The organism is Sphingomonas rhamnosi, assembly GCF_036663615.1.
Classification (GTDB): Bacteria; Pseudomonadota; Alphaproteobacteria; order Sphingomonadales; family Sphingomonadaceae; genus Sphingomonas.
Map to the genome: position 1 here is coordinate 269,504 of NZ_JAXOJJ010000001.1, position 23,282 is coordinate 292,785.

A 23,282-nucleotide genomic window follows, 5' to 3' on the forward strand; every position below is an offset into this window, starting at 1 on the left:
GCAACGTCCGCTCAGAGCGGGATGTTGTCATGCTTCTTCCACGGATTCTCGAGTTGCTTGCCCCGCAATTTGCGCAGTCCCAGCGCGATCCGGCGGCGCGTCGAATGCGGCTGGATCACCTCGTCGATGAAGCCCTTCGACGCCGCGACGAACGGGTTGGCGAAGCGCGCTTCGTATTCGGCGGTGCGCTCGGCGATTTCCTCGGGCGTCTTGCCGCGGAAGATGATCTCGACCGCGCCCTTCGCGCCCATCACCGCGATCTCGGCGGTCGGCCAGGCATAGTTGAGGTCGCCGCGCAGATGCTTCGACGCCATCACGTCATACGCGCCGCCATAGGCTTTCCGCGTGATCACCGTGATTTTCGGCACGGTCGCCTCGCCGTACGCGAACAGCAGTTTCGCGCCGTGCTTGATGATGCCGTTATGCTCCTGCGCGGTGCCGGGCAGGAAGCCGGGCACGTCGACGAAGGTCACGATCGGGATGTCGAACGCGTCGCAGAACCGCACGAACCGCGCCGCCTTCTTCGAACTGTTGATGTCGAGCACGCCCGCCAGCACCATCGGCTGGTTCGCGACGAAACCGACGGTCCGCCCCTCGATCCGACCGAAGCCGGTGATGATGTTCGCGGCATGGCCCGGCTGCGTCTCGAAGAAATCGCCCTCGTCGACGACCTTACGGATCAGCTCGTGCATGTCATAGGGCTGGTTCGCCGACGCCGGGATCAGCGTGTCGAGGCTGTCCTCGTGCCGGTCCCATTCGTCCGCGGTCGGCCGCTCGGGAACGCCCTCGCGGTTCGACGCCGGCAGGAAGTCGATGAAATCGCGCGCGGCAAGCAGCGCCTCGATATCGTTCTCGAACGCGTTGTCGGCGACGCTCGTCTTGGTGGTGTGCGTGACGGCACCGCCCAGCGCCTCCTGCGTCACCACCTCGTTGGTCACCGTCTTGACCACGTCGGGGCCGGTGACGAACATGTAGCTCGAATCCTTCACCATGAAGATGAAGTCGGTCATCGCCGGCGAATAGACCGCGCCGCCCGCGCAGGGCCCCATGATCAGCGACAGCTGCGGCACGACACCCGACGCCAGCACGTTGCGCTGGAACACGTCGGCATAGCCACCAAGCGACGCCACGCCCTCCTGGATTCGCGCGCCGCCCGAATCGTTCAGGCCGATGATCGGCGCGCCGACCTTCATCGCCATCTCCATGACCTTGCAGATCTTCTGCGCATGGCGCTCGCTGAGCGACCCACCGAACACGGTGAAGTCCTGGCTGTACACGAACACCAGCCGGCCGTTGATCGTACCCGATCCGGTGACGACGCCGTCGCCCGGATACACCTGATCCGCCATGCCGAAATCGACGCAATTATGCTCGACGAACATGTCGAGCTCTTCGAACGAGTTCTCGTCGAGCAGCACGTCGAGCCGCTCGCGCGCGGTCAGCTTGCCCTTGGCATGCTGCGCGGCGATCCGCGTCTCACCGCCGCCGACACGGGCGGCCTCGCGCCGGCGGGCGAGCTCTTCGATCGTCGAGGACATGGACTCTCCTTCGTATTCCGCGCCCTCCTTTGCGGAGCAGCGCGCACATGGCGAGGGGGTGCCTATGCTATTCCGCGTCCTTCGGGAAGAAGTGCTCGATCACGTTGTTCGCCAGCCGCGACGGCCGCAGTGTCTCGGCATCGAGGCAGCACCAGCTCGACTTGACCTCGGCCAGCACGTCCTCGCCGCGCTTGATGATCGTTTCGTAGAACGCACGCGCGCCCTGCACCTTTTCGAGCAGCACCGTCGCGATGACGTCGTCGTCGAGGAATGCGGGCTTGCGGTACGTGATCTCGTGCTTCAGCGCGACCCACAGATGCCCCGCGACCGCTTCCGGCGGCGCGAGCCGCTGCCAATGGTCGACGACCGCGGCCTGCACCCACTTCAGATAGTTCGCGTTGTTGACGTGACCCATGAAGTCGATGTCGTCGGGCTCGATGCCGATGGCGTATTGATGAGGAATGGCGGTAGACACGCCCCTTCCTACCACCATCCACCTTGCGGCGCGATGAAGATCACGCGCAACGGCCCGATTTGCGGCGACGCCGGCGTCGTTGTCCGCGGCATCGCCCCATCGTGGCATGGCAATGGTTTGCGACCCGCCGCCCCCTGTCCGGCGCGTATCGATCAGCAAAGCCTCTGCAAAAACCGGATCTGCATGTCCTTTACAAGATGACCGGGATTGGCGATAATAATGCCATAAGATAAGATAGCAGGAGAGATAATGGTACGGCCTATATCGCCGACCCTTAGTCTCTGCGAATAGGGGGAGTGGGGATGACCAAGAACTACGACAGATTCACTGTATATTTGTCCGGCGCGGTTTCGGGCTTTGCGCTGGCACTCGCGATGGCCAGTCCCGCGGTGGCGCAAACCCCGCCCCCGCCCCCGGATCGGCGCCCCAAGCGGGGGACGCGTCGGCCACGCGCCCCACCGATTCGCCCGGCACCCCCACCGCCCCCCTCGAACCCGGCGAAGAGGCCGACATCGTCGTCACCGGCTTTCGTGCGTCGCTCAGCAGCGCGATCGCCCTGAAACGCAACGAAACCGCGGCGATCGACAGCATCGTCGCCGAAGATGTCGGCAAGTTCCCCGACAGCAATCTGGCCGAATCGATGCAGCGCATTCCCGGCGTCGCGCTGTCGCGCGGCGATGGCGGCGAGGGAAAGAACATCTCGGTCCGCGGCCTCGGCGCCGCCTTCACCCGGGTCCGCATCAACGGCATGGAGGGCACGTCGCAGACCGGCGCGTCGGACATCTACGGCGCGGGCAATTCGGGGCGCAGTTTCGATTTCAACGCCTTCCCGACCGAGATCTTCTCGTCGCTCGCGGTGCGCAAGACTCCGTCGGCCGACGTCGAGGAAGGCTCGCTCGGTGCGACCGTCGACCTGCGCGCGCCGCATCCGCTCGATTTCGCCAAGGACTTCGTCTTCACCGCCACCGGCCGCGGGATCTACAACCAGGTCGCCAAGACCGTCGATCCGCGCGCCTCGATGCTGGTGTCCAAAAAGTTCGCCGACGGCACGGTCGGGATCCTCGGCTCGTTCGCCTATGGCAAGCGCAACCTGCGCGAGGTCGGCTATTCGGCGGTCAACATCCTGCCCGCCTATATCGATGGCGGCTTTTGCTCCCCCGTCGGCTTCGCACCGCAGAACCCCGCGAACAACGCCGTGCGCGGCACCACTGCCGCCAATTGCAGCACCAACAACCCGCGCACCAGCACGACGGCTGCCTACTCCGCCATCCAGAGCCTGCGAGGGATCACCAACCAGCCCGGCGGCGGCGCGTTCTTTCCGCGCATCCCGCGCTACGTGAACTCCGAACAGGACGCCGAGCGGATCGGCGGTACACTGACCTTGCAATGGAAGCCGGACACGAACACCGACATCGCGCTCGACGGCCTCTATTCGCGCTTCGATGTCGAACGCCGCGACAATTATATCGGCGCGATCTCGTTCGGCCGCACCGCGACCAACGGCGGCAAGCCGATGACCTCGGTCCGCGACGTCCAGTTCGACCCCACCGGATCGCTGCAATACGGCCTGTTCGACGGCGTCGACATCCGCTCCGAGGGGCTTGTCGACCGCTTCGTCTCAACCTTCAAACAGGGCACGCTGAATGTCGAGCACCGGTTCTCGGACCGGTTCAAGCTCACCGCGCTCGCCGGCTATTCGCACTCGCGCTTCTACAGCCCGATGCGGTTGCAGACCTTCATGGACATCATCGACGCCGACGGCTTCTCGATCGATTTCCGAAACGGCGGCAACGTGCCGACGATCGGCTACGGGGTCGATGTCGCGAACCCCGCGAACTTCAGTTACGCGCCCAGCCCCGACGGCAATTTCACCGTGCTCGGCGGGTTCAGCACCGCCGGCCGGCCGCTGACGCAGGACACGCGCAACAAGACGGTCGAGGGCAATCTCGAATGGAACGTCACCGACGGCTTCGCCTTTCGGGCGGGCGGCCAGTTCCGCGAAAGCGATTTCCAGATTCGCGGCCGCAATTTGATCCCAAGCCTCGTCGCCGTCCGTGCGCTGCCCGCGGGCACCACGCTCGCCAGCATCACCCGCCAGATCACCGGGTTCGGCAAGCTGCTCGGCGACGGCGCCCCATCGGAATTCTCGGCGATCGATTCGAAGAAGTGGCGCGAGGCGTTCGGCTACGACGATTTCCAATATTGCGGCATCGAATGCGGCGCCGCGCGCTCGGGTGTGCGCGAGCGGATCACCAGCGGCTATCTGACGACGACCTTCAATACCGAAGGCATCCTGCCGTTCACGATCCGCGGGGACGCCGGCGTCCGCTACGTCCATACCAGCCAGGCGTCGTTCGGCTATATCCCGGTCGCCGCCCCCGCGGGGGCGCAATATCCGACCGTCGGCAAGCGCGGCGACGTCGATCGCTCCTATGACGATTGGCTGCCGTCGATCAACCTGGTCGCGGAACTGACCTCAAAGCTTCAGGCGCGGATCTCGGCCGCCGCGGTGATGTCGCGTCCCGAGCTCGGCCAGCTGACGCCGACTGCGGGCGTCACCGTCGCCACCCGCACCGGCAGCGTCAACAACCCGTTCCTCGACCCGATCCGCGCCAACACCTTCGACGCCGCGCTCGAATGGTATTTCGCCCCCGGATCGCTGCTGTCGGTCGCCTATTTCCACAAGAATATCGGATCGTACATCCAGTCGATCTCGAGCCAGGTGCCCTATAGCTCGCTCGGCCTGCCCGACGCGCTGCTCGACGGCACGCCCTCGACACCCGCCGACATCTTCACCGTCAACCGCTCGGCCAACACGCCCGGCGGGCCGCTCGACGGCGTCGAGGTGAACGCGCAGATCCAGCTGAGCTTCCTGCCCGGCTTCCTGTCCAACCTCGGCGTGCTCGGCAGCTACACCTACGTAAAGTCGAAGATCAATTACATCCTCGCCAGCACCAACGGCGTGCCGACCCAGACCACCACCGACGACCTCATCGACCTGTCGAAGAACGCCGCCAGCGGCACGCTCTATTACGAGGACACGCGGTTCAGCATCCGCAGCACCGCCAGCTACCGCGCCAGCTTCAACCGCGGCATTCCGTCGGGCGCCAACGACAGCGACGTCCGTGCCAACGCCTCCACGCTGTTCGTCGACGCGTCGGCCTCGTACAATCTGACCGACGCCATCAAACTGATCGTCGAGGCGCAGAACCTGACCGACGAACGCAACACGCTCTACATCGACAGCATCCGCCAGGACCCGCTGTTCGAAACACGGCTGGGGCGAACCTTCACGATGGGCGCGACCGTGAAGTTCTGAGCGCGTGCGGGTCGGCCCGGGCCGACCCGCCCGTCAGTACATATGCTGCCCGCCGTTGATGCTCAGCGTCGAGCCGGTCACGAACCCGCCCTCTTCGGATACCAGGAACGCCACCCCGCGCGCGATCTCGCTGGCGTGTCCCAACCGCCCGACCGGGATCTTCGCGACGATCTTGTCGAGCACCTCGGGCGGCACCGCGGCGACCATGTCGGTGTCGATATAGCCCGGCGCGATCGCGTTGACCGTCACCCCGACCCGCGCGCCTTCCTGCGCCAGCGCCTTGGTGAAGCCGTGGATGCCGGATTTCGCCGCGGCGTAATTGACCTGGCCATATTGCCCGGCCTGACCGTTGATCGATCCGATATTGACGATCCGACCCCATTGGCGCGCGCGCATTCCCGGGAACACCGCCTTGGCCATGTTGAAACAGCCGCCCAGATTGGTGTCGATCACCGCCTTCCAATCGTCGTAGCTCATCTTGAGCAACGTGCCGTCGCGGGTGATGCCGGCGTTGTTCACGACGATGTCGATATCGCCCAGGTCGCCCGCGACCTGCGCGCAGCCCGCCTGGCACGCGTCGAAATCGGCGACGTCCCATTTGTAGACCGCGATCCCGGTTCGCGCGGCAAAGTCCTGCGCGCGGGCGTCGTTGCCGAAATAGGTGGCAGCGACGGTGATCCCCGCGTCGCGCAGGGCGAAGCTGATCGCCTCGCCGATCCCGCGCGTGCCTCCGGTCACGATTGCAACGCGTGCCATCCTGCTCTCCCCCCGGTCGTTGGCAAAGAAACTACCCCCGCGCGACCCATCCTTCAAGCTCGCGGGCGATCACCGCCTGAAGCATCGTGATGCCGACCGCGCTGTCGTTGAGACATGGCAGATAGGCGAAGTCGGTGCCGCCCGCTTCCTCGAAGCTTTCGCGCCCGCGAATCGACAGTTCCTCCAACGTCTCAAGGCAGTCGGCCGAGAAACCGGGCGCGAAGATCACGACCTTTTTCTTGCCCGCCCGCGCCAGCGCCTCGAGCGTATCGTCGGTCGGCGGCTCCAGCCATTTCGCCGGCCCGAACCGCGACTGGAACGCCACCGTCAGCTCGCGCCCGAGTGCTTCGCCGAGCAACCGCGCAGTCTTCTGGCAATGGCAATGATAGGGATCGCCCATTTCGAGCGTCCGCTTGGGCATGCCGTGGAAGCTCGCGACGATCGCGTCGGGGACGAAATCGAGCGCGGCAAGCCCCGTCTCCAACGACTGTTTCAGCGCATCGATGTAAGCGGGATCATCATAATAGGGAGGCAGCGTGCGGATCGCCGGCTGCCAGCGCAACCCCGCCAGATGCGCGAACGCCTTGTCGTTGGCGGTCGCCGTCGTCGCCGAGCAATATTGTGGATAGAGCGGCGCCAGCAGGATGCGCTCGCAACCCGCATCCTTCATCGCCTTCAGCCGGTCCGCGATCGCCGGCTTCCCATAGCGCATCGCCCAGTCGACCAGCACGCCCGGCCCGAACGCATCCTTCAGCGCCGCCGCCTGCAGCGCTGTGATCGCGGCGAGCGGCGATCCGTCCTCGCGCCACACCAGGCCGTAAGCATGCGCCGATTTCTTCGGCCGCGTATTCAGGATGATCCCGCGCAGGATCGGCTGCCATGCGATCGCGGGCAGCTCGACGACCCGGCGGTCCGACAGGAATTCGCCCAGATAGCGTTTCACCGACTTCACATCGGGGCCATCGGGGGTGCCGAGATTCATCAGCAACACGCCGATCTTGGGCTTTACGATCGGCGGATGGTCGGGGGGTAGGATCATGCCTTCGTATTTAGGGGCAAATTGCGGATGCGAAAGCCCGTTGCGGATTGCAGCGCGTTGGCGATCGCCGGCGCGACCGCCGGGACGCCCAGCTCGCCGACCCCGCCCGGCGCCTCGTCGCTGCGGATCACCTCGACCGTGATGTCCGGCGTGTCGGCCAGCCGCGGGATACCCAGCGTGTCGAACCCGCGCGCATCGGCGAGCCCGCGCGTGAACCCGGTCGCCGCGCCAAGCGCGCTCGCCATGCCAAACACCAGACCGCCCTCGATCTGCTGGCGGACCAGATCGGGGTTGATCTGCGCGCCGCAGTCGACCGCCGCGACCAGCCGGTCGACCACCGGCCGCCGATCATCGCCCATATGCGCCTCGGCCAGCACCGCGATGTAGCTGCCGCGAAACGCGTGAGCAGCAATCCCCTGACCGCTACCCGGCACGCCGCCGTCCCAGCCGCCCAGCGCCGCCGCGGTCGACAGGCACCGCGCCAGCCGCGGGTTGCCGCCGAGCATGCCGATCCGGAACGACATCGGCTCCGAATGCGCGAGCTTCGCCAGTTCGTCGAGAAAGCATTCGGTGAAGAACGCGGTATAGCCGTGCGCGCCGCTGCGGACGTGGCCCGTCGGCACGCCGATCTCGGCAGAGTGATGGTCGATCGCCAGCGCGGGCATCCCGTACGGGGGCATCGCGCCGCCGACCGCGTAGCGATCTCCTGTGGCGGCGCGGATCGCCACCTCGGTCGCCATGCCCGGCATCAACCGCCGGGCGAGCTCCGCCCCCGTCGCCGGTGCCGCGATCTGCGCGCGCCATCCCAGGATTTTGCCGTTGGGCGCCAGCCGCGCCGTCATCCGCGCCGCCGCCGCAGGGCGATAGCAATCGTGCAGGCTCGCCTCGCCGCGCGACCAGACCAGGCTCACCGGCCGCTTGAGCGTCTGCGCCAGCACTGCCGCCTGCTCGGCGACCGCATGCTCCAGCGCTGCGCCGAACGACCCGCCGACCAGCATCGGATGGACGACGACCGCGCTCTCGGCGATCCCCAGCGCGCGCGCCGCCGCCGCGCGCGCCAGCCCGGGCGCCTGCGTCGACAACCACAGCTCCAGCCGCCCCTCGCGAAACGCCGCGGCCGCGCTCGGCGTCTCGATCGCCGCGGTCAGCCCTAGGCTCGCGCGATACGCGGCGGTGATCAGCCGCGCGCCCTTAAACACGCCGTCGACGTCGCCGACCGTCGCCATCCGCGTGCCCGGCGCGTCGAGCGCCACCGTCAACGCCGCATCGATCGACGCGCTGTCGACCGGCCGCCCGCCTTCGAACCGCGGCGCCAGCGCATCGAGTGCCTGTTGCGCCGCCCAGCCCGTCGTCGCCACCGCCGCAACCCAATGCGGGTTCTCGACCACCGACAGCACGCCGCGGATCCGGTCCGCCGCGGCGCGGTTGACGCGGACCAGCCGGCTTCCCGCCGGTCCCTGCCGGATCGCGGCGTGGACCATGTCGGCCAGTCGCACGTCGCCCGCGAAATTTGCCGACCCGTCGACCTTCGACGGCACGTCGATCCGCGGCACCGACGCCCCGGCCAGCTTCCCCGCGCCCTGCATGCCCATCGGCAGCGGATCGGGCAGCGTGCCCCCCGCCGCCGCCTCGGCCAGTTCGGCGAACCGGATCCGCTTGTCGCCGTGCACGACGAAGCCCGCATCGACCTTGGTCGTCTGCCAGTCGACGTCCCAGCGCTCCGCCGCCGACATGCACAGCAGCGCGCGCGCACCCGCCCCCGCCTCGCGGCACGCGGCCTCGAACATCCGGATCGAGCTCGACGCGCCGGTCAGCATCGGCGCCTCGACCGGCAGTGCCGCGAACAGCCCCTCGAACAGGTCGCTCGTCCCCAGCGGATTGGCATAGAGCGCGTTGAGCGGCGCCGGCTCGACGCCCACCGTCCGCCAGTCCGCGCCGAGCTCATCCGCGACGATCTGCGGCAGCGACGTGTAGACGCCCTGGCCATGCTCGGCCTGCGGCACCGCCACCGTGACATGCCCGTCGGTGCCGATCTTCAGCCACGCCCCGAACAGCGCCTCACCGGGATTGGCGACCAGGTTCGGCGCATAACTGCGCGGCCACAGCGTCCACGCGACGACCAGCCCCACGCCCGCGCCCCCGCCGACGAGCAGCCTGCGCCTGTTGATCCCGTTCGCCATGGGGTGGCTCTACCGGTGACTACCGGGCGGGGAAAGCAAAGACGCCGTCATCGTTCCCCGGCGAAGGCCGGGGCCCAGTTGGGGGACATCGGTGACGACGCGCAGTCCTCCGTCACATCAGCCGTCCCAACTGGGCCCCGGCCTTCGCCGGGGAACCAACTCGGGTCTGATTACGCCATCACCGCCAGCGCGCGATACGTTGCGCGCAACGACACCTTGTCGATCTTCTCCGTCCCCAGCCGCGGCAGCGGCGCGTCGGCCACCCAGATCCGCTGCGGCACCTTGAACGCCGCGATATGCTCGGCAAGGAACGCACAGAGCGCGTCCTGATCGACGTGCGCGCCATCGCGCAGATAGACCACCGCACCCGGCACCTCGCCGAACTTCGCGTCCGCCAGCCCGAACACCGCCACCTCGGCCACCGCGGGATGCTCGTGCAGCGCCGCCTCGACTTCCTGGCAACTGATATTCTCGCCACCGCGGATGATGATGTCCTTCTTGCGGTCGACGATGAACAGGTAGCCGTCCTCGTCGAGATAGCCGATGTCGCCGGTCAGAAAGTATCCATCGGCGGTAAACGCCGCCGCGGTCGCTTCGGGCCGGTTCCAATATTCGCGGAAATTCGCGACCGTGCGGATCCCCACTTCTCCGCGCGCGCCCTGCGGCAGCACCCGCCCGTCGTCGTCGATGATCGCCATACCGATCAGCGGCGCCGAGGGCCGCCCCGCCGAATTGGGCTTCGCGATATAGTTGGTCCGCCAGTTGCCGCTGCCGGTCGCGTTGGTCTCGGTCAGCCCATACCCGATCAGCGGAGCACTGCCGCCCATCTCGGCGTCGATCCGGCGGACATGATCGACCGGTCGCGGCGCGCCACCACAGGCGAAATCGGTCACGCTCGACAGGTCGTACTGCGCGCGGTCCGGATGCGTCAGGATCTCGAAGCTCATCAGCGGCACGCCGACGAAATAGGTGACCCCTTCCGCCTCGATCAGCCGCATCGCCTCGCGCGCGTCCCATTTGGACATCATCACGACCTTCCGGCCCATCGCGATGCTCTGCAGCAGCACGGTGATCTCGGCGGTCACATGGAACAGCGGGATCGTCAGCAATGTCGTCGGCTGACCGGTCGGCGCGGTCCCTTGCGCGGTCGCGATGCCGAGCATCATCAGCGTCTGCGCGAGAAAGCTGTACACCCCTTGCACCACCCCGCGGTGATCCGACAGCGCGCCCTTCGACAACCCGGTCGATCCGCTGGTGAACAGGATCGTCGCCGCATCGTCCGGCCCGATCGTCGGCAATTCCGCGGTATCGTCGTCGCCTGCGAACAGCGCAGCGAGCGCGACCGCGATCGGCTGCATGTCGTCGATCGCGACCACCTCGGCGGTCAGCCCGGCGATGGCCGCCAGCCGCTTCACCCGCGGCGGGTCGGCGAACACCATCCGGCAATCGACCTCGGCGATCGCGGCCTCCAGCTCCTCGGTCTGCCACCAGCCGTTGAGCAGCGTCGCGATCCCGCCGGCCATGACGATACCCATGTAGAGGACGATCCACGACGGCGAATTGCGCATCGCGATGCCGATCCGCTCGCCCTTGCGCACCCCGTGCTCCCCGACCAGCGCGCGCGCGACGCGCTCGGCGGCAGCATGGACCTCACCGAACGTCAGCCGCTCGTCGCCCGCGACCAGGAAGGTCAGGTCGCGGTGCTGGTCCGCATAATGCGCGAAATAATAGGGCAGCGCGGGCGGCGCGGTCGCGATCGTCGGCAGCGTGACGCCGAACCGCTCGATCGACCCCAGCGCCAGCGGGCCGTCGGCGGCGGTCATCCCGGCCATGGTCGAATCCATCGCCTGGTCCAGTTCGGTCCGCATATCTCTCTCCGCTTGGTCTTATCGTTACCCGCCATTATGCAGACGCGAACGCCTGGGGAAAAGCCTTTGATACCGATGATGCTCGCCGCCGCCGCAACGGCAGCCGCCACCACTGCGGACGCCCACGTCCATTTCGCCGACCTGCCGCTACGGCCCGAGGTGTTCACGCTCGGCTTCTTCACGCTGCGCTGGTATTCGATCGCCTATATCGCGGGCATCCTGGTCGGTTGGTGGTACCTGCTGAAGCTGCTCGCCCAGCCCGGCGCGCCGATGGCCCGGCGCCACGCCGACGACCTCGTCTTCTACGCGACGCTCGGCATCATCCTGGGCGGCCGGATCGGCTATGTCGTGTTCTACGCGCCCGAGATGTTCCTGCATCCTTTACGGATCCTGCGGCTGTGGGACGGCGGCATGTCGTTCCACGGCGGGGTCATCGGCGTGTCGCTGGGGCTGATCCTGTTCGCGCGGAAGCATCAGCTCAACTGGTTGCGCGTGCACGATTATATCGCGTGCTGCGTGCCGTTCGGGCTGTTCTTCGGCCGCCTCGCCAATTTCGTGAACGGCGAGCTCTGGGGCAAGCCGACCGACGTCGCCTGGGGCATCGTGTTCGAACGCACCGTCGCCTTCGGCCTGATCGAGCCCGCGCGCCATCCGAGCCAGCTCTACGAAGCCGGGCTCGAAGGCCTCGCGCTGTTCGCGCTGCTCTGGTTCGCCTTCTGGAAGACCAAGGCGCGCTACGATCCGGGCAAGCTCGTCGGGCTGTTCGTGCTCGGCTACGGCGTCGCGCGCTTCACCGTGGAATTCTTCCGCGAACCCGATTCGCAGCTGCGCGAATTCGCCGCGAAGACCGGGCTGCACATGGGGCAATGGCTGTGCGTGCCGATGATCTTGGGGGGCCTGTACCTGATCCTCACGGCTGCCGGGAGGCGCGTGCGCGTGGAGCCCATCGCCGGATCGCAGAGCGTCGCCTGAGCTACTGGCACGATCACATCCTTCCCCGGCAGAGGCCGGGGCCCAGTTGGAACGCCCCTAATGATGTGCGCGCCCCGTTTCTTCTGCCTTCCCAACTGGGCCCCGGCCTCCGCCGGGGAAGTTAAGACGGTCTAATGCCCGAAACAGAACCCCTCCTCCCCGAACGCCTCGCCCGCGCGATCGCGCTCGCAGGCCCCATCTCGATCGCGCAATACATGGCCGCGGCCAACGCGCACTATTACGCGACCCGTGATCCGCTCGGCGCCGCCGGCGACTTCGTCACCGCGCCCGAGATCAGCCAGATGTTCGGCGAACTGATCGGCCTGTGGTGCGCCGATCTGTGGGACCGCACCGGCCGTCCGGACGTCGCCTGGGTCGAGCTCGGCCCCGGCCGCGGCACGCTCGCCGCCGACGCGCTGCGCGCGATGGCGAAGGCCGGGCTGACACCGCACGTGCATTTCGTCGAGACCAGTCCGACGCTCCGCACCGCGCAAGCCGGCGCCGTCCCCGCTGCGACCTTCCACGACACGATCGACACGCTCCCGACCGACCGCGCGCTGATCGTCGTCGCCAACGAATTCTTCGACGCGCTGCCGATCCGCCAGCTCGTCAAGCGCGACCAGTGGCACGAACGCCTCGTAGCCGCGCAGGACACGCTGTTCCTGCCGATCGCCGGCAAGGCGCTGCCCGACACGATCATCCCCGAACCGTTGCGCGATTCGCCCGCCGGATCGGTGCTCGAAGCCTCCCCCGCCGCGGTCGCGATCATGCGCGCCCTCGCCGCTCGCATCGTCGCGCAGGGCGGCGCGCTGCTCGCGATCGATTACGGCCATGAAGGCCCGCTGCTCGGCGACACGCTGCAGGCGGTTCGCGGCCACGCCTTCGCCAACCCGTTCGAAGCCCCCGGCGAGCACGACCTGACCGCGCATGTCGACTTCACGACCCTCGCCGCCGCGGCGCAAGAGCGGGGTGCGGTCGCCTGGGGTCCGGTAACCCAGCGCGACCTGCTCGGCGGGCTCGGCATCGACACGCGGACCACCACGCTCGCCCGCGCCGCGCCTGAACGCGCAGAGCAGTTGGTGGCCGATCGGCGGCGGCTGATGGACGACATGGGCACGTTGTTCAAGGCGCTGGCGATCACCGCCCCCGCCTGGCCCGCGCCGGCGGCATTTGCGGAATCGGGCGCATGATCGTCTATCGCGACGCCACCCCCGCCGACGGTCCCGCGCTCGACGCGATGGCACGCGCGATCTGGATCGAAACCTTCGCGCACACCGCCCCCGCCGCCGACATCGCCGCTTATGTCGCCACCGCCTACGGCCCCGACGGCGCGCTGCTCCGCGACCTGGCCGATCCCGCGATCCACTTCCGCCTCGCGGTCGAGGATGGGCGGATCGTCGGCTATGCCAAGCTCACCCAGCCCTGGGTGGTCGAGGCGGCCAGCCAGCCGAACGCGCTGCAATTGAGCCAGCTCTACGTCGTCACCGACCGCCACGGCCATGGCATCGCGCAGGCGTTGATGGACTGGACAATCGACACCGCGCGCGCCCGCGGCGCGCCCGCGCTGTTCCTCACCGTCTTCGAACACAATCCCCGCGCGCGCCGCTTCTACGATCGCTATGGCTTCGTCCATGTCGGCGATTACGCGTTCCACACCGGCACGCAGATCGACCGTGACGAGGTGATGAGGTTGACGCTGTGAGTGACGTCGAAGTGATCCGCGCCCGGGCGCTGGACGGGGTCTCGCACGGCTTTCTCGGTCGCCGCGGCGGCGTCTCGACCGGGATCCACGCCGGGCTGAACGTCGGCATTGGATCGGACGACGACGCCAACGCGGTGCTGCGCAACCGGCTGATCGCGGTCGAGGCGGTGCGGCCCGGCGCGCAGCTGCTGACCGCCTATCAGATCCACTCGGCCGAGGCGGTCACCGTGCTCGCACCCGTCGACGACGCCTTCCGCCCGCGCGGCGATGCGCTCGTCACCAACCGCCCCGGCTTAGCACTCGGCATCCTCACCGCGGACTGCGCGCCGGTGCTGTTCGCCGACGTGGCCGCCGGCATCGTCGGGGCGGCGCATGCCGGCTGGAAGGGCGCGCTCGGCGGCGTCACCGACGCGACGATCCTGGCGATGGAGGCGATCGGCGCCGATCGGTCGCGGATCGTCGCCGCGGTCGGCCCGTGCATAGCGCGCGCCAGCTACGAGGTCGACGTCGCGTTCCTGCGCCGCTTCTGCGAGGACGATCCCGAAAACGAACGCTTCTTCGCCGACGGCCGCGACGGTCATCACCAGTTCGACCTGGAATCCTACGTCGTCGCGCGGCTCGCCGACGCCGGGATCGGGCGGATCGAGGCGCTGGGGCTCGACACCTGTTCCGACGCCGACCGCTTCTTCAGCTTCCGCCGCGCGACGCATCGGGACGAACCGTCCTACGGCCGCCAGATCAGCATCATCGGTTTGTAGCAACACCCCACCTTCGTCACCCCGGACTTGTCCGGGGTCCATCGGTCGGCACACCCTCAGGCCGCTGGATACGCGGAGGGATGGATGCCGGAACAAGTCCGGCATGACGATGGGGAGTTGCGACTTTCCCGCCCGCTTCTTCGTTCAGACGTCAGGATTAGGAGTACCCAATGACCGAACCCACCGAAACCGAAGCCGACCTCACCGGCGTCGCCGCGCGCGTCGCCCCAAAGCCGCCGGTCGGCGAGATCAACGGGCGCAAGCTCAAGCCGTCGACGCTGATGATGGGCCATGGCTATGACCCCGCACTGTCGGAAGGCTCGCTGAAGCCGCCGATCTTCCTCACCTCGACCTTCGTGTTCCCCAACGCTGCGGCGGGCAAGCGCCATTTCGAAGGCGTCACCGGCAAGCGGCCCGGCGGATCCGAGGGGCTCGTCTATTCGCGCTTCAACGGCCCCAACCAGGAAATCCTCGAAGACCGCCTCGGCATCTGGGAAGAGGCCGAGGACGCGCTCGCCTTCTCGTCCGGCATGTCGGCGATCGCGACGCTCTTCCTCGCGATGGTCAAGCCCGGCGACACGATCGTCCATTCGGGCCCCCTCTATGCCGCGACGGAGACTTTGATCGGCCGCGTGCTCGGCAAGTTCGGGGTGAAGTGGCTCGACTTCCCCGCCGGTGCCACCCGCGAGGAAATCGACGCGGTGATGACCGAGGCCGCCAAGGGCGAGGTCGCCCTGATCTATCTCGAAAGCCCCGCCAACCCGACCAACGCCTTGGTCGACATCCAGGCGGTCGCCGCCAGCCGCGATGCCATTTTCGGAGACGAGAAGCCGCCGATCGCGATCGACAACACCTTCCTCGGGCCCGTCTGGCTTCAGCCGCTCAAGCACGGCGCCGACATCGTCGTCTATTCGCTGACGAAGTATGCGGGCGGGCACAGCGATCTGGTCGCGGGCGGCGTGCTGGGGTCGAAGGCGCACATCAACACGATCCGATCGATGCGCAACACGATCGGCACGATCACCGACCCGAACACCGCCTGGATGCTGCTGCGCAGCCTCGAGACGCTCGAACTGCGCATGAACCGCGCGGGCGAGAATGCGGTGAAGGTCTGCGGCTATCTGCGCGGCCACCCCAAGGTCGAGCGCGTCGGCTATCTCGGCTTCCTTGCGGACGAGCCGGGCATGGAGCGCCAGGCGGACATCTACAAGCGCCACTGCATCGGCGCCGGCTCGACCTTCTCGCTGTTCCTGAAGGGTGGCGAGGCGGAAAGCTTCGCGTTCCTCGACGCGCTGAAGATCGCCAAGCTCGCGGTCAGCCTGGGCGGCACCGAGACGCTCGCCAGCCATCCGGCGTCGATGACGCATCTGTCCGTGCCCGACGCGCGCAAGCAGGCGCTGGGCATCACCGACAGCCTGGTGCGTATCTCGATCGGCGTGGAGGATCCCGACGATCTGATCGCCGACTTCACCCAGGCGCTCGACGCGATCTGATCCATTTTCGTCACCCCAGCGCTGGCCGGGGTCTCGTGCGGCTATGTCCCGTGCCCGCCGCATGAGATCCCAGCCTTCGCTGGGATGACGTCTGGCGTGGTTGAAGCGCTGGCCCTGGCCGCCCCGGACCGGTATAATGCCGCGATGCCGACCTTCACCCCGATCCCCCAATCCGACTTCGTCGCCGCGATCCACCTGATCGCGGCGCAACTCGTCGAGGACACCGACTGGAACCCCGATTTCATCATCGGCGTCGGTCGCGGTGGGCTGGTCCCTGCGGTGTTCCTCAGCCACGCGACCGGCCTGCCGACTCTGTCGGTCGATTATTCGAGCCAGGTCAAGGATTTCGCCGACGAACCCCTGGTCAAGCTCGCGAAGCGGACGATCGCCGGCGAACGGCTGCTGTTCCTCGACGACATCAACGATTCGGGCCGCACGATCACGCATCTGCGCGGCACGCTCGCCGAGGCGGGTGCGGTCGAGGGATCGGTCCGCTTCGCGGTGCTGATCGACAACGCGACCTCGGCCGAACGCATTGATTACAGCGCGCGCGTCATCGATCGGACGGTGACCAAGGACTGGTTCGTGTTCCCCTGGGAAGCCGTCGCCCCCGCCGCGGCGATCGCGAAGGATGCCGCCGCGGTGCCCGAACGCATCGCCTGAACGTCCGGGCCGAACGCGCCGTTCAGGCGCTCAGCGTCAGCAGGTCACGCTGCGGGCGAATCCGGCCGAGATAGGCCTCGAGCTTGCGATGCGTCTCGCCGGTCAGCCGATACGCCTCGAGCGCACCCGTGCTGGTACTGCGGCACTCGATTTCGAGCATCCCGTGCTGCAACAGCGCCTTGACCCAGCGCCCGACCGTCGCGGCCGGGTGGTCGAGCATCCGCGCCAGCGTCACGACGTCGACCGCGCGACCCTCCGCTTCGGCGACATAGGCCGCCAGCACCGCATCCCAGCCGAGATCGGCAAAGAGCGCCCGATCGCCCACCGTCCCGCGGTCGCGGCGTCCGGTAACCAGAAAGCGTGCGACGTCGAGAAGCGCCGCCGGGGTGTTGTCATTGTCTGCGGGGGCATCGACCGGCTCGATGATCGCCTCCATCATCGGCGCACCGTTGCCGTCCATCGACATCGACACCGAATTGCGAACCCACACGTGCGACCCGTCGTGACGGACGAACCGCTTGACGATCACGAACGGCCGGCGCGTCTGGCGCAGCGTGGCGATGGCGCGCGCGCACTCGGTCCGATCGGCCGGCGCGGTCACCTCGAGCACGAGGCGACCGCGCAGATCGTCGGCGTCGCAGCGCATGATATCGCAAAACGCCGCATCGACATCGAGCAGCTGTCCACCACTGCTTATGAAAACATGTCCTGACTGTGCCATGGGAATCATCCTTACCCGAGTCTTGGCGTTCAGGTCCGCCTGACATCAGACTTGATGTAGATTAGATACGCTCGAATACGTGATTTAGTTTCATTGTTTACTAATTTTCGTACAAGACTAATAAAGCAATATAGGTCGAATTCCGACCAATGTTCTTTTAGTCATTGTGATATAAGAATAGCATGCGACTATTCGCGGGGGAGCGCACGGCATGCCAAGAGCTGAGAAGACCGACAGACTCTGCGTGGCGCGCGACCAGCTGATGCCAGTGCTGATGATTCTCGACGATTGTGAGGAGCACCACATCGCCGCGATGCTATCGACCGCGCTCGATACGCTGGAAGCCCGGATCGCCGCGCACGACGGTCCGGGCGGCGGGTCGAGTCCGCTCGCATGAAGACCGGCGTATCATCTAAACGCGTCTAATCGGTGCGATCGCCGCCTGCTTCCGGGCGGCGCGATCAGCCGTCGCTGGCGCGCTCGATATCCGCGCCGACCGCGCTCAGCTTCTCTTCGAGCCGCTCGTAACCGCGATCGAGATGGTAGACGCGCCCGACCGAGGTCTCGCCGTCCGCCGCCAGCCCAGCCAGGATCAGGCTCATCGACGCGCGCAGATCGGTCGCCATCACCGGCGCGCCGACCAGTCTGTCGACGCCGCGCACCACGGCGGAGCGCCCGGTCACCTGGATGTCCGCACCCATCCGCGCCAGCTCGGGCACGTGCATGTAGCGGTTCTCGAAGATCGTCTCGGTCAGCACGCTGGCGCCGTCGGCCTTGCACAGCATCGCCATGAACTGCGCCTGCATGTCGGTCGCGAAGCCGGGGTACGGCGCGGTCGACAGCGTCAGCGGCTTCAGCGTGTCGCCCGCCTCGACCCGCACGCCGTCCTTGATCGGCGTGATCGAAACGCCGGCCTCGACCAGCGCATCGAACGTCGCACCCATGTTCGCCGACGTCACCCCGATCAGGTCGAGCGACCCGCCAGTTATCGCCGCGGCGCAGGCATAGCTGCCCGCCTCGATCCGGTCGGGCATCACCGCATAGGTCGCGCCGTGCAGCCGGTCGCGGCCTTCGATCGTCAGCGTCTCGGTGCCGATCCCGTCGATCGACGCGCCCATCGCGACCAGGCAGTTGCACAGGTCGACGATCTCGGGCTCGCGCGCCGCGTTCTCGATCACGCTGGTGCCCTTGGCCAGCACCGCGGCCATCACGACGTTCTCGGTCGCGCCGACCGAGACGATCGGGAACCGGTACTTCCCACCCGTCAGCCGCCCGCCCGGCGCGGTCGCCTTCACATAGCCCGCGGCCATTTCGAGCTCGGCGCCGATCGCCTCCAGCGCGCGCAGATGCAGGTCGATCGGGCGGTTGCCGATCGCGCAGCCGCCGGGAAGCGACACCGTCGCTTCGCCGCCGCGGCCGAGCAGCGGCCCCAGCACCAGGATCGACGCGCGCATTTTCCGCACGATGTCGTACGGCGCCTCGGTCGAGGTCAGCTTGCCCGCACGGATCGTCATCACGCGGCCGAACTCCTGCGGGTTCGTGCCCTGGATGTTGGTCGACGCGCCCAGCTGGTTCAGCAGATGGCCAAAGCCGTCGACATCGGCCAGCCGCGGCAGGTTGCGCAGCGTCAGCGGCTCTTCGGTCAGCAGCGCGCACGGCATCAGCGTCAGCGCGGCGTTCTTGGCGCCGGAGATGGGCAGACGCCCGGACAGGCGGTTGCCGCCACGAATGAGAATGCGATCCATCGCCGGTGTCTAGCCGCGTCCGCATTTCGCGCAAGGGGATGCTGCATTGCCGCCAACTTGATCGACTTTAATGCACTAAAGTCAGACATTTGCTTTGAGGCCGGTTCCTGGGGGGACGTGACGGAGTGCCGGAAAGTTGCTTTGCCGATCGCGTCGGTGATCTAATCGCCTTGACGGCGAACGAACGCGCCGCGCTGGCGCGATTGGAAGAACGCTCGCGCATCTTGCGGCGCGGCACCGTTTTGATGCGCGAAAACGATCCGATGCCCGACCTCTTCATCCTGCAAAGCGGGATGGCGATGAGCTATGTCGTGCTCGACGACGGCAGCCGGCAGATCCTGCGCTTCCTGTTCGCGGGCGACATGATGGCGTTGTCGGCGCTCGCCTATCGCAACTCGACCGAGACGATCGTCACGCTGACCGACTGCACCGTCTGTCCGTTCAGCCGCTCGGTGATTGCCGAGGTGATGCTCGATCACCCGCGGCTTGCGGCGTTGATTATGGTCGGCAACCAGATGGTGAAGGTCGCGCTGACCGACCGGCTCGCCGCACTCGGCCGCACCTCGGCCAAGGCGCGGATCGCCGCGCTGCTGATCGATATCCGCAACCGCATGCGGCGCGCCGACGCCCGGATCGGCCACGCCTTTCCGCTGCACCTGACGCAGGAAGAGATCGGCGATGCGACCGGGCTGACCGCGGTCCACGTCAACCGGATGTTGCGGCAGCTCGAGGATGACGGACTGATCGCCCGTGAATCGGGGCGCGTGACGTTCGCGAACGAACCGATGCTCGCGCGGGTCGCGAACTATATCGACCGGCTGGACGGGCTCGACCTCAGCTGGCTGCCCGCGGGGCGCTGATTACGCCTTTTCCAGCGTGCACTGCAGCGGGTGCTGGTTCTGCCGCGCGAAATCCATCACCTGGCTGACCTTGGTCTCGGCGACCTCGTAGCTGAACGTCCCGCACACCCCGACGCCCTTCTGGTGGACGTGCAGCATGACGCGCGTCGCCGCCTCCATGTCCATCCGGAAGAACCGCTGCAGGCACAGCACGACGAACTCCATCGGCGTATAATCGTCGTTGAGCATCAGCACGCGGTACGGCGTCGGCTGTTTGGTGCGCGTGCGGGTCTTGGTCGCGACGCCGGCGCCGGTACCGCGATCGTTGCCGTCATCGCCGCCATCGTCGCGCCGTTCGGCCATGTTGGGGTTGGTCATCAGCATTGATGCCAAAATATGGCATGGCCGGGGGCAAGAGCAAGGGCCCGCGACGCAAAGCATGCGCAAAAGGGCGGGCGTCGCACGGCGCCCGCCCTTGCACCGAAGGGAGCGGCTTATGCGGCGCCGTGCGATTTCTCGGTGGCGACCGCGACTCGGTTCGAGATCGGCTGCGCGATCTCGCCGGCCAGCTTCAGCATCTTCTCGGTCGCGTGCGAGCTCTGCGCGACCACCGCGTCGAACGCGGTGCGCGCATAATCGCTCTGCAGCCGGAAATACTCGGTTGGCGACGAGGCCGATGCCAGCGTCTTCATCGCCGCGGTCGAGCTTTCGAAGCTCGTCTTGGCATAGTCGGCGACGTCCTGGCCAACCGTCTCGAGCGCCTTGGCGGCGATCTTCGACGATTCGACGATCGCCTCGATGTTGCCCTTGCCGAAGGCGCTGAGCTCTTCGAGCATGTGCGTGCTCTTTTCTATCGCACCCTTGGTACGGTCGTTGAGCCCTGCGAACATCGCGTGGGTCTTTTCGGTCGCGGTTTCGAACGTGTCCATGATGGCGTCCTTTGCTGGTGAAGGGGCCGTCCGATCCTGGGCGGCGGAGGGTAGCAGTGTCACGTCGCTGGCGACGACGGGCGGTTCCGGCGGCGTGTGGGCCGGCAATTCCGGGGCAGGCGCCTCGGGACCAGGAGTCGCAGCTTCGACTTCCAGCGTCGGATCGCCGACGGCGAGGTTTGGCGGGGCCTGGTCCAGCGGTTCGGCCAGCGTTTCGGCCACCGGTCCGGTCGAGTTTTTCCGCGTCATGATCGCCCGCCTCCCGTCCTTATGCTGCACTGCACAATACCAAATTGCCGAAGGGCACGCAATGTTCTTGCACGCGGCACCGTGACGTCTTCGGAAACCGGTATGGATGCTTGTGCCGCCAACGGCTTATCGCGTCTTTACGTACTCTCCCGGGGCGGCGCAGAGCGCGGGCAAGTCACCTCCGCCCGGTCGCCGCGCGCCCTCGACCGCCACCGAGTCGGCGCCGAGGGTGCGGATCCACGCGATCCAGTCGGGCCACCAGCTTCCGCGCGTCTCGGTCGCCCCCGCGACGAAATCGTCCAGCGACGCGGCGACATTCCGGGCCGCGTCCGGATTCGTCCAATATTGATATTTGCCTGCCGCCGGTGGGTTCACCACGCCGGCGATATGCCCCGATCCCGCCAGCACGAACCGGATCGGCCCCGCGAACAGCTGAGTCATCCGCCACACGCTATCGGCCGGCGCGATATGGTCCTCGCGGCCCGCCTGGATATAGGTGGGCGTCGTGACCCGGGTCAGGTCGATCGGCGTACCCGCGATGCTGATCGCGCCGGGCTTCACCAACAGATTGTCGCGGTACAGGTCGGTCAGATAGCGCATGTGCCATGTCGCGGGCAGGTTGGTGGTGTCACCGTTCCAGTACAGCAGGTCGAACGGCACCGCGTCCTGCCCCAGCAGATAGGCTTGGGTGACGTAGTTCCAGATCAGGTCGCGCCCGCGCAGCAGGTTGAACGTCATCGCCATGTACCGCCCGTCGAGAAACCCGTCGGGCGACAATTGCGCGAGCATCCTCAGCTGCTCGTCGTCGATGAAATGCTGCAGCTCACCCGCCGCCGCGAAATCGACCTGCGCGGTGAAGAAGGTGGCGCTTGCGACCCTGTCCGCATGCCCCCGCGCCGCAAGCAGCGCCAGCGTCGCGGCGAGCGTCGTCCCCGCCACGCAATAGCCGATCGTGTGCACCGCCGGCACGTCGAGGAGCCCGCGCACCGTATCGATCGCGTCGCACTGCGCGGCGACGTAATCGTCCCAGGCTACGTCCTTCATGGTCGCGTCCGCCGACTTCCACGACACCATGAACACGCTCAGCCCCTGCGCCACCGCCCAGCGGACGAAGCTTTTCTCGGGCGTCAGGTCGAGGATGTAGAAGCGGTTGATCCACGGCGGGAAGATAACGAGCGGCGTCGCGAGCACGGTGTCGGTGGTCGGGGCGTAGTGGATCAGTTCGTACAGCGGCGTGCGCTTGATCACCTGTCCCGGCGTCGTCGCCAGTGTCACGCCGACCTCGAACGCATCCGCAGGCGCGTGCGACAATTGCCCGCGCGCCAGATCGGCGAGCATCGTCTGCAACCCCTTCATCAGGTTCGCGCCGCCGGTCTCGATCGTCTTCTCGATCACCTCGGGGTTGGTGAAGGCGAAGTTGGTCGGGCTCATCGCATCGACGAACCCGCGCGTCGCGAACCGCAGCTGGTCCTTCTGCTTGGCGGGAACCCCCTCCAGGGCATCGACGCCGCGCAGCATATGGTCGCCGATCAGGTCGTAGCTCTGCCGGATCAGGTCGAACACCGGCGCGCGCCACTGCGGCGCCTTGAAGCGCTTGTCGACGGCGGGGGCGGGTTCGGGCTGCGCAGGGGGCTGGGCGGGATCGAGGAACCGCTGCCACAACGTCAGGCTCTCGGTCCAGAAATCGGTGACCCGGTCGAGCCCCGTGGTCTCGGCCTTGAGCGTGCCGAGCCCCTGCTCCAGCATCATCTGCTGCATGCGGCCGATCACCCAGGTCCAATGCTGCAGATCGGGCAGGCTGGGCGTGTCGGCCATGACGTCCTCTCGGGTTGGCGGAGACCCTACGCGAAATCGCCCTGCCAGCGAAGACTCAACCGCGCGCGCCCCCCATACGTCATCCCAGCGAAGGCTGGGATCTCCCGGTTCGTGTCGCAGCCCGCGCCAACAGGGAGACCCCAGCCTTCGCTGGGGTGACGGATGAGTGCGGTGGCGCATTGGCGGCAGCGACGCATCGATCGCGCGGCACATGGCCCCCG

The 23,282-nt window shown here is 67.2% G+C and carries 20 protein-coding genes; 9 read left to right on the top strand and 11 right to left on the bottom strand.

The window, feature by feature from the left end; translation table 11 throughout:
- Positions 1–11: 11 nt before the first annotated feature.
- Both U1701_RS01345 and U1701_RS01350 read right to left on the bottom strand, forming a co-directional pair.
- Positions 12–1,538 carry an acyl-CoA carboxylase subunit beta gene (locus U1701_RS01345; protein ID WP_332780734.1) on the bottom strand — a complete coding sequence of 509 codons (1,527 nt, stop codon included), beginning with the start codon at positions 1,536–1,538 and terminating at the stop codon, positions 12–14.
- 67 nt (positions 1,539–1,605) lie between these two features.
- Positions 1,606–2,013, bottom strand: a complete 408-nt coding sequence (locus U1701_RS01350) for an acyl-CoA thioesterase (RefSeq protein WP_332781419.1) — start codon at positions 2,011–2,013, stop codon at positions 1,606–1,608.
- Positions 2,014–2,569: 556 nt separating this feature from the next.
- Here U1701_RS01350 and U1701_RS01355 point away from each other — a divergent pair.
- Complete coding sequence (locus tag U1701_RS01355; RefSeq protein WP_332781420.1) at positions 2,570–5,332, top strand: TonB-dependent receptor; 2,763 nt, start codon at positions 2,570–2,572, stop codon at positions 5,330–5,332.
- Between the two features lie 33 nt (positions 5,333–5,365).
- Here U1701_RS01355 and phbB read toward each other — a convergent pair whose 3' ends face one another.
- From phbB to U1701_RS01375, 4 genes are all read right to left on the bottom strand, one after another.
- Positions 5,366–6,088, bottom strand: a complete 723-nt coding sequence (gene phbB, locus U1701_RS01360) for an acetoacetyl-CoA reductase (protein ID WP_332780735.1) — start codon at positions 6,086–6,088, stop codon at positions 5,366–5,368.
- A gap of 31 nt (positions 6,089–6,119) precedes the next feature.
- Positions 6,120–7,127 (bottom strand): ferrochelatase, encoded by a 1,008-nt coding sequence (hemH, locus tag U1701_RS01365; protein WP_332780736.1) that lies wholly within the window; start codon positions 7,125–7,127, stop codon positions 6,120–6,122.
- Positions 7,124–9,307: a xanthine dehydrogenase family protein molybdopterin-binding subunit gene (locus tag U1701_RS01370; RefSeq protein WP_332780737.1), complete on the bottom strand. Its 2,184-nt coding sequence runs from the start codon at positions 9,305–9,307 to the stop codon at positions 7,124–7,126. The genes hemH and U1701_RS01370 overlap by 4 nt, the downstream gene beginning before the upstream one ends.
- 170 nt (positions 9,308–9,477) lie before the next feature.
- On the bottom strand, positions 9,478–11,175 hold the full coding sequence (locus tag U1701_RS01375) for a class I adenylate-forming enzyme family protein (RefSeq protein WP_332780738.1): 1,698 nt from the start codon (positions 11,173–11,175) through the stop codon (positions 9,478–9,480).
- 75 nt (positions 11,176–11,250) lie between these two features.
- On the opposite strand from U1701_RS01375, the gene lgt reads away from it, so the two are divergent.
- The 6 genes from lgt (at position 11,251) to U1701_RS01405 (ending at position 16,763) form a co-directional block, all read left to right on the top strand.
- A complete protein-coding gene (gene lgt, locus U1701_RS01380; RefSeq protein WP_332781421.1) occupies positions 11,251–12,147 on the top strand; it encodes a prolipoprotein diacylglyceryl transferase in 897 nt (298 codons plus the stop codon).
- A gap of 134 nt (positions 12,148–12,281) precedes the next feature.
- On the top strand, positions 12,282–13,337 hold the full coding sequence (locus tag U1701_RS01385) for a class I SAM-dependent methyltransferase (protein ID WP_332780739.1): 1,056 nt from the start codon (positions 12,282–12,284) through the stop codon (positions 13,335–13,337).
- On the top strand, positions 13,334–13,849 hold the full coding sequence (locus tag U1701_RS01390) for a GNAT family N-acetyltransferase (protein WP_332780740.1): 516 nt from the start codon (positions 13,334–13,336) through the stop codon (positions 13,847–13,849). Before U1701_RS01385 ends, U1701_RS01390 begins: the two co-directional genes overlap by 4 nt.
- The gene (pgeF, locus tag U1701_RS01395; protein ID WP_332780741.1) at positions 13,846–14,607 is read left to right on the top strand and encodes a peptidoglycan editing factor PgeF; all 762 of its coding nucleotides are present in this window, start codon (positions 13,846–13,848) and stop codon (positions 14,605–14,607) included. Before U1701_RS01390 ends, pgeF begins: the two co-directional genes overlap by 4 nt.
- Before the next feature lie 170 nt (positions 14,608–14,777).
- Positions 14,778–16,100 (top strand): cystathionine gamma-synthase family protein, encoded by a 1,323-nt coding sequence (locus tag U1701_RS01400; protein ID WP_332780742.1) that lies wholly within the window; start codon positions 14,778–14,780, stop codon positions 16,098–16,100.
- Between the two features lie 144 nt (positions 16,101–16,244).
- Positions 16,245–16,763, top strand: a complete 519-nt coding sequence (locus U1701_RS01405) for a phosphoribosyltransferase (RefSeq protein ID WP_332780743.1) — start codon at positions 16,245–16,247, stop codon at positions 16,761–16,763.
- Positions 16,764–16,785: 22 nt separating this feature from the next.
- Here the strand turns inward: U1701_RS01405 and U1701_RS01410 are convergent, their stop codons facing one another.
- A complete protein-coding gene (locus U1701_RS01410) occupies positions 16,786–17,484 on the bottom strand; it encodes a PAS domain-containing protein (RefSeq protein WP_332780744.1) in 699 nt (232 codons plus the stop codon).
- A gap of 211 nt (positions 17,485–17,695) precedes the next feature.
- Between U1701_RS01410 and U1701_RS01415 the strand changes: the two genes are divergently transcribed.
- The gene (locus U1701_RS01415) at positions 17,696–17,881 is read left to right on the top strand and encodes a hypothetical protein (RefSeq protein ID WP_332780745.1); all 186 of its coding nucleotides are present in this window, start codon (positions 17,696–17,698) and stop codon (positions 17,879–17,881) included.
- A gap of 64 nt (positions 17,882–17,945) precedes the next feature.
- Here U1701_RS01415 and murA read toward each other — a convergent pair whose 3' ends face one another.
- Entirely contained in the window at positions 17,946–19,229 is a 1,284-nt protein-coding gene (gene murA, locus U1701_RS01420; protein WP_332780746.1) for a UDP-N-acetylglucosamine 1-carboxyvinyltransferase, read from the bottom strand.
- Between the two features lie 170 nt (positions 19,230–19,399).
- Between murA and U1701_RS01425 the strand changes: the two genes are divergently transcribed.
- Positions 19,400–20,089 (top strand): Crp/Fnr family transcriptional regulator, encoded by a 690-nt coding sequence (locus U1701_RS01425; protein ID WP_332780747.1) that lies wholly within the window; start codon positions 19,400–19,402, stop codon positions 20,087–20,089.
- On the opposite strand, the gene clpS is transcribed toward U1701_RS01425, so the two are convergent.
- From clpS to U1701_RS01440, 3 genes are all read right to left on the bottom strand, one after another.
- Positions 20,090–20,431 (bottom strand): ATP-dependent Clp protease adapter ClpS, encoded by a 342-nt coding sequence (gene clpS, locus U1701_RS01430; RefSeq protein ID WP_332781422.1) that lies wholly within the window; start codon positions 20,429–20,431, stop codon positions 20,090–20,092.
- A gap of 131 nt (positions 20,432–20,562) precedes the next feature.
- Complete coding sequence (locus tag U1701_RS01435; protein ID WP_332780748.1) at positions 20,563–21,246, bottom strand: phasin family protein; 684 nt, start codon at positions 21,244–21,246, stop codon at positions 20,563–20,565.
- A gap of 126 nt (positions 21,247–21,372) precedes the next feature.
- Positions 21,373–23,061: a PHA/PHB synthase family protein gene (locus U1701_RS01440; protein WP_332780749.1), complete on the bottom strand. Its 1,689-nt coding sequence runs from the start codon at positions 23,059–23,061 to the stop codon at positions 21,373–21,375.
- Positions 23,062–23,282 lie beyond the last annotated feature (221 nt).

Bases quoted from the DNA above. Each gene is read 5' to 3' on its own strand.
- U1701_RS01385 (WP_332780739.1), top strand. From the start codon at position 12,282: ATGCCCGAAACAGAACCCCTCCTCCCCGAACGCCTCGCCCGCGCGATC.
- lgt (WP_332781421.1), top strand. From the start codon at position 11,251: ATGATGCTCGCCGCCGCCGCAACGGCAGCCGCCACCACTGCGGACGCC.
- U1701_RS01370 (WP_332780737.1), bottom strand. From the start codon at position 9,307: ATGGCGAACGGGATCAACAGGCGCAGGCTGCTCGTCGGCGGGGGCGCG.
- phbB (WP_332780735.1), bottom strand. From the start codon at position 6,088: ATGGCACGCGTTGCAATCGTGACCGGAGGCACGCGCGGGATCGGCGAG.
- U1701_RS01400 (WP_332780742.1), top strand. From the start codon at position 14,778: ATGACCGAACCCACCGAAACCGAAGCCGACCTCACCGGCGTCGCCGCG.
- U1701_RS01405 (WP_332780743.1), top strand. From the start codon at position 16,245: ATGCCGACCTTCACCCCGATCCCCCAATCCGACTTCGTCGCCGCGATC.
- murA (WP_332780746.1), bottom strand. From the start codon at position 19,229: ATGGATCGCATTCTCATTCGTGGCGGCAACCGCCTGTCCGGGCGTCTG.
- U1701_RS01390 (WP_332780740.1), top strand. From the start codon at position 13,334: ATGATCGTCTATCGCGACGCCACCCCCGCCGACGGTCCCGCGCTCGAC.
- U1701_RS01415 (WP_332780745.1), top strand. From the start codon at position 17,696: ATGCCAAGAGCTGAGAAGACCGACAGACTCTGCGTGGCGCGCGACCAG.
- U1701_RS01440 (WP_332780749.1), bottom strand. From the start codon at position 23,061: ATGGCCGACACGCCCAGCCTGCCCGATCTGCAGCATTGGACCTGGGTG.
- U1701_RS01410 (WP_332780744.1), bottom strand. From the start codon at position 17,484: ATGGCACAGTCAGGACATGTTTTCATAAGCAGTGGTGGACAGCTGCTC.
- hemH (WP_332780736.1), bottom strand. From the start codon at position 7,127: ATGATCCTACCCCCCGACCATCCGCCGATCGTAAAGCCCAAGATCGGC.
- clpS (WP_332781422.1), bottom strand. From the start codon at position 20,431: ATGGCCGAACGGCGCGACGATGGCGGCGATGACGGCAACGATCGCGGT.
- U1701_RS01375 (WP_332780738.1), bottom strand. From the start codon at position 11,175: ATGCGGACCGAACTGGACCAGGCGATGGATTCGACCATGGCCGGGATG.
- U1701_RS01435 (WP_332780748.1), bottom strand. From the start codon at position 21,246: ATGACGCGGAAAAACTCGACCGGACCGGTGGCCGAAACGCTGGCCGAA.
- U1701_RS01345 (WP_332780734.1), bottom strand. From the start codon at position 1,538: ATGTCCTCGACGATCGAAGAGCTCGCCCGCCGGCGCGAGGCCGCCCGT.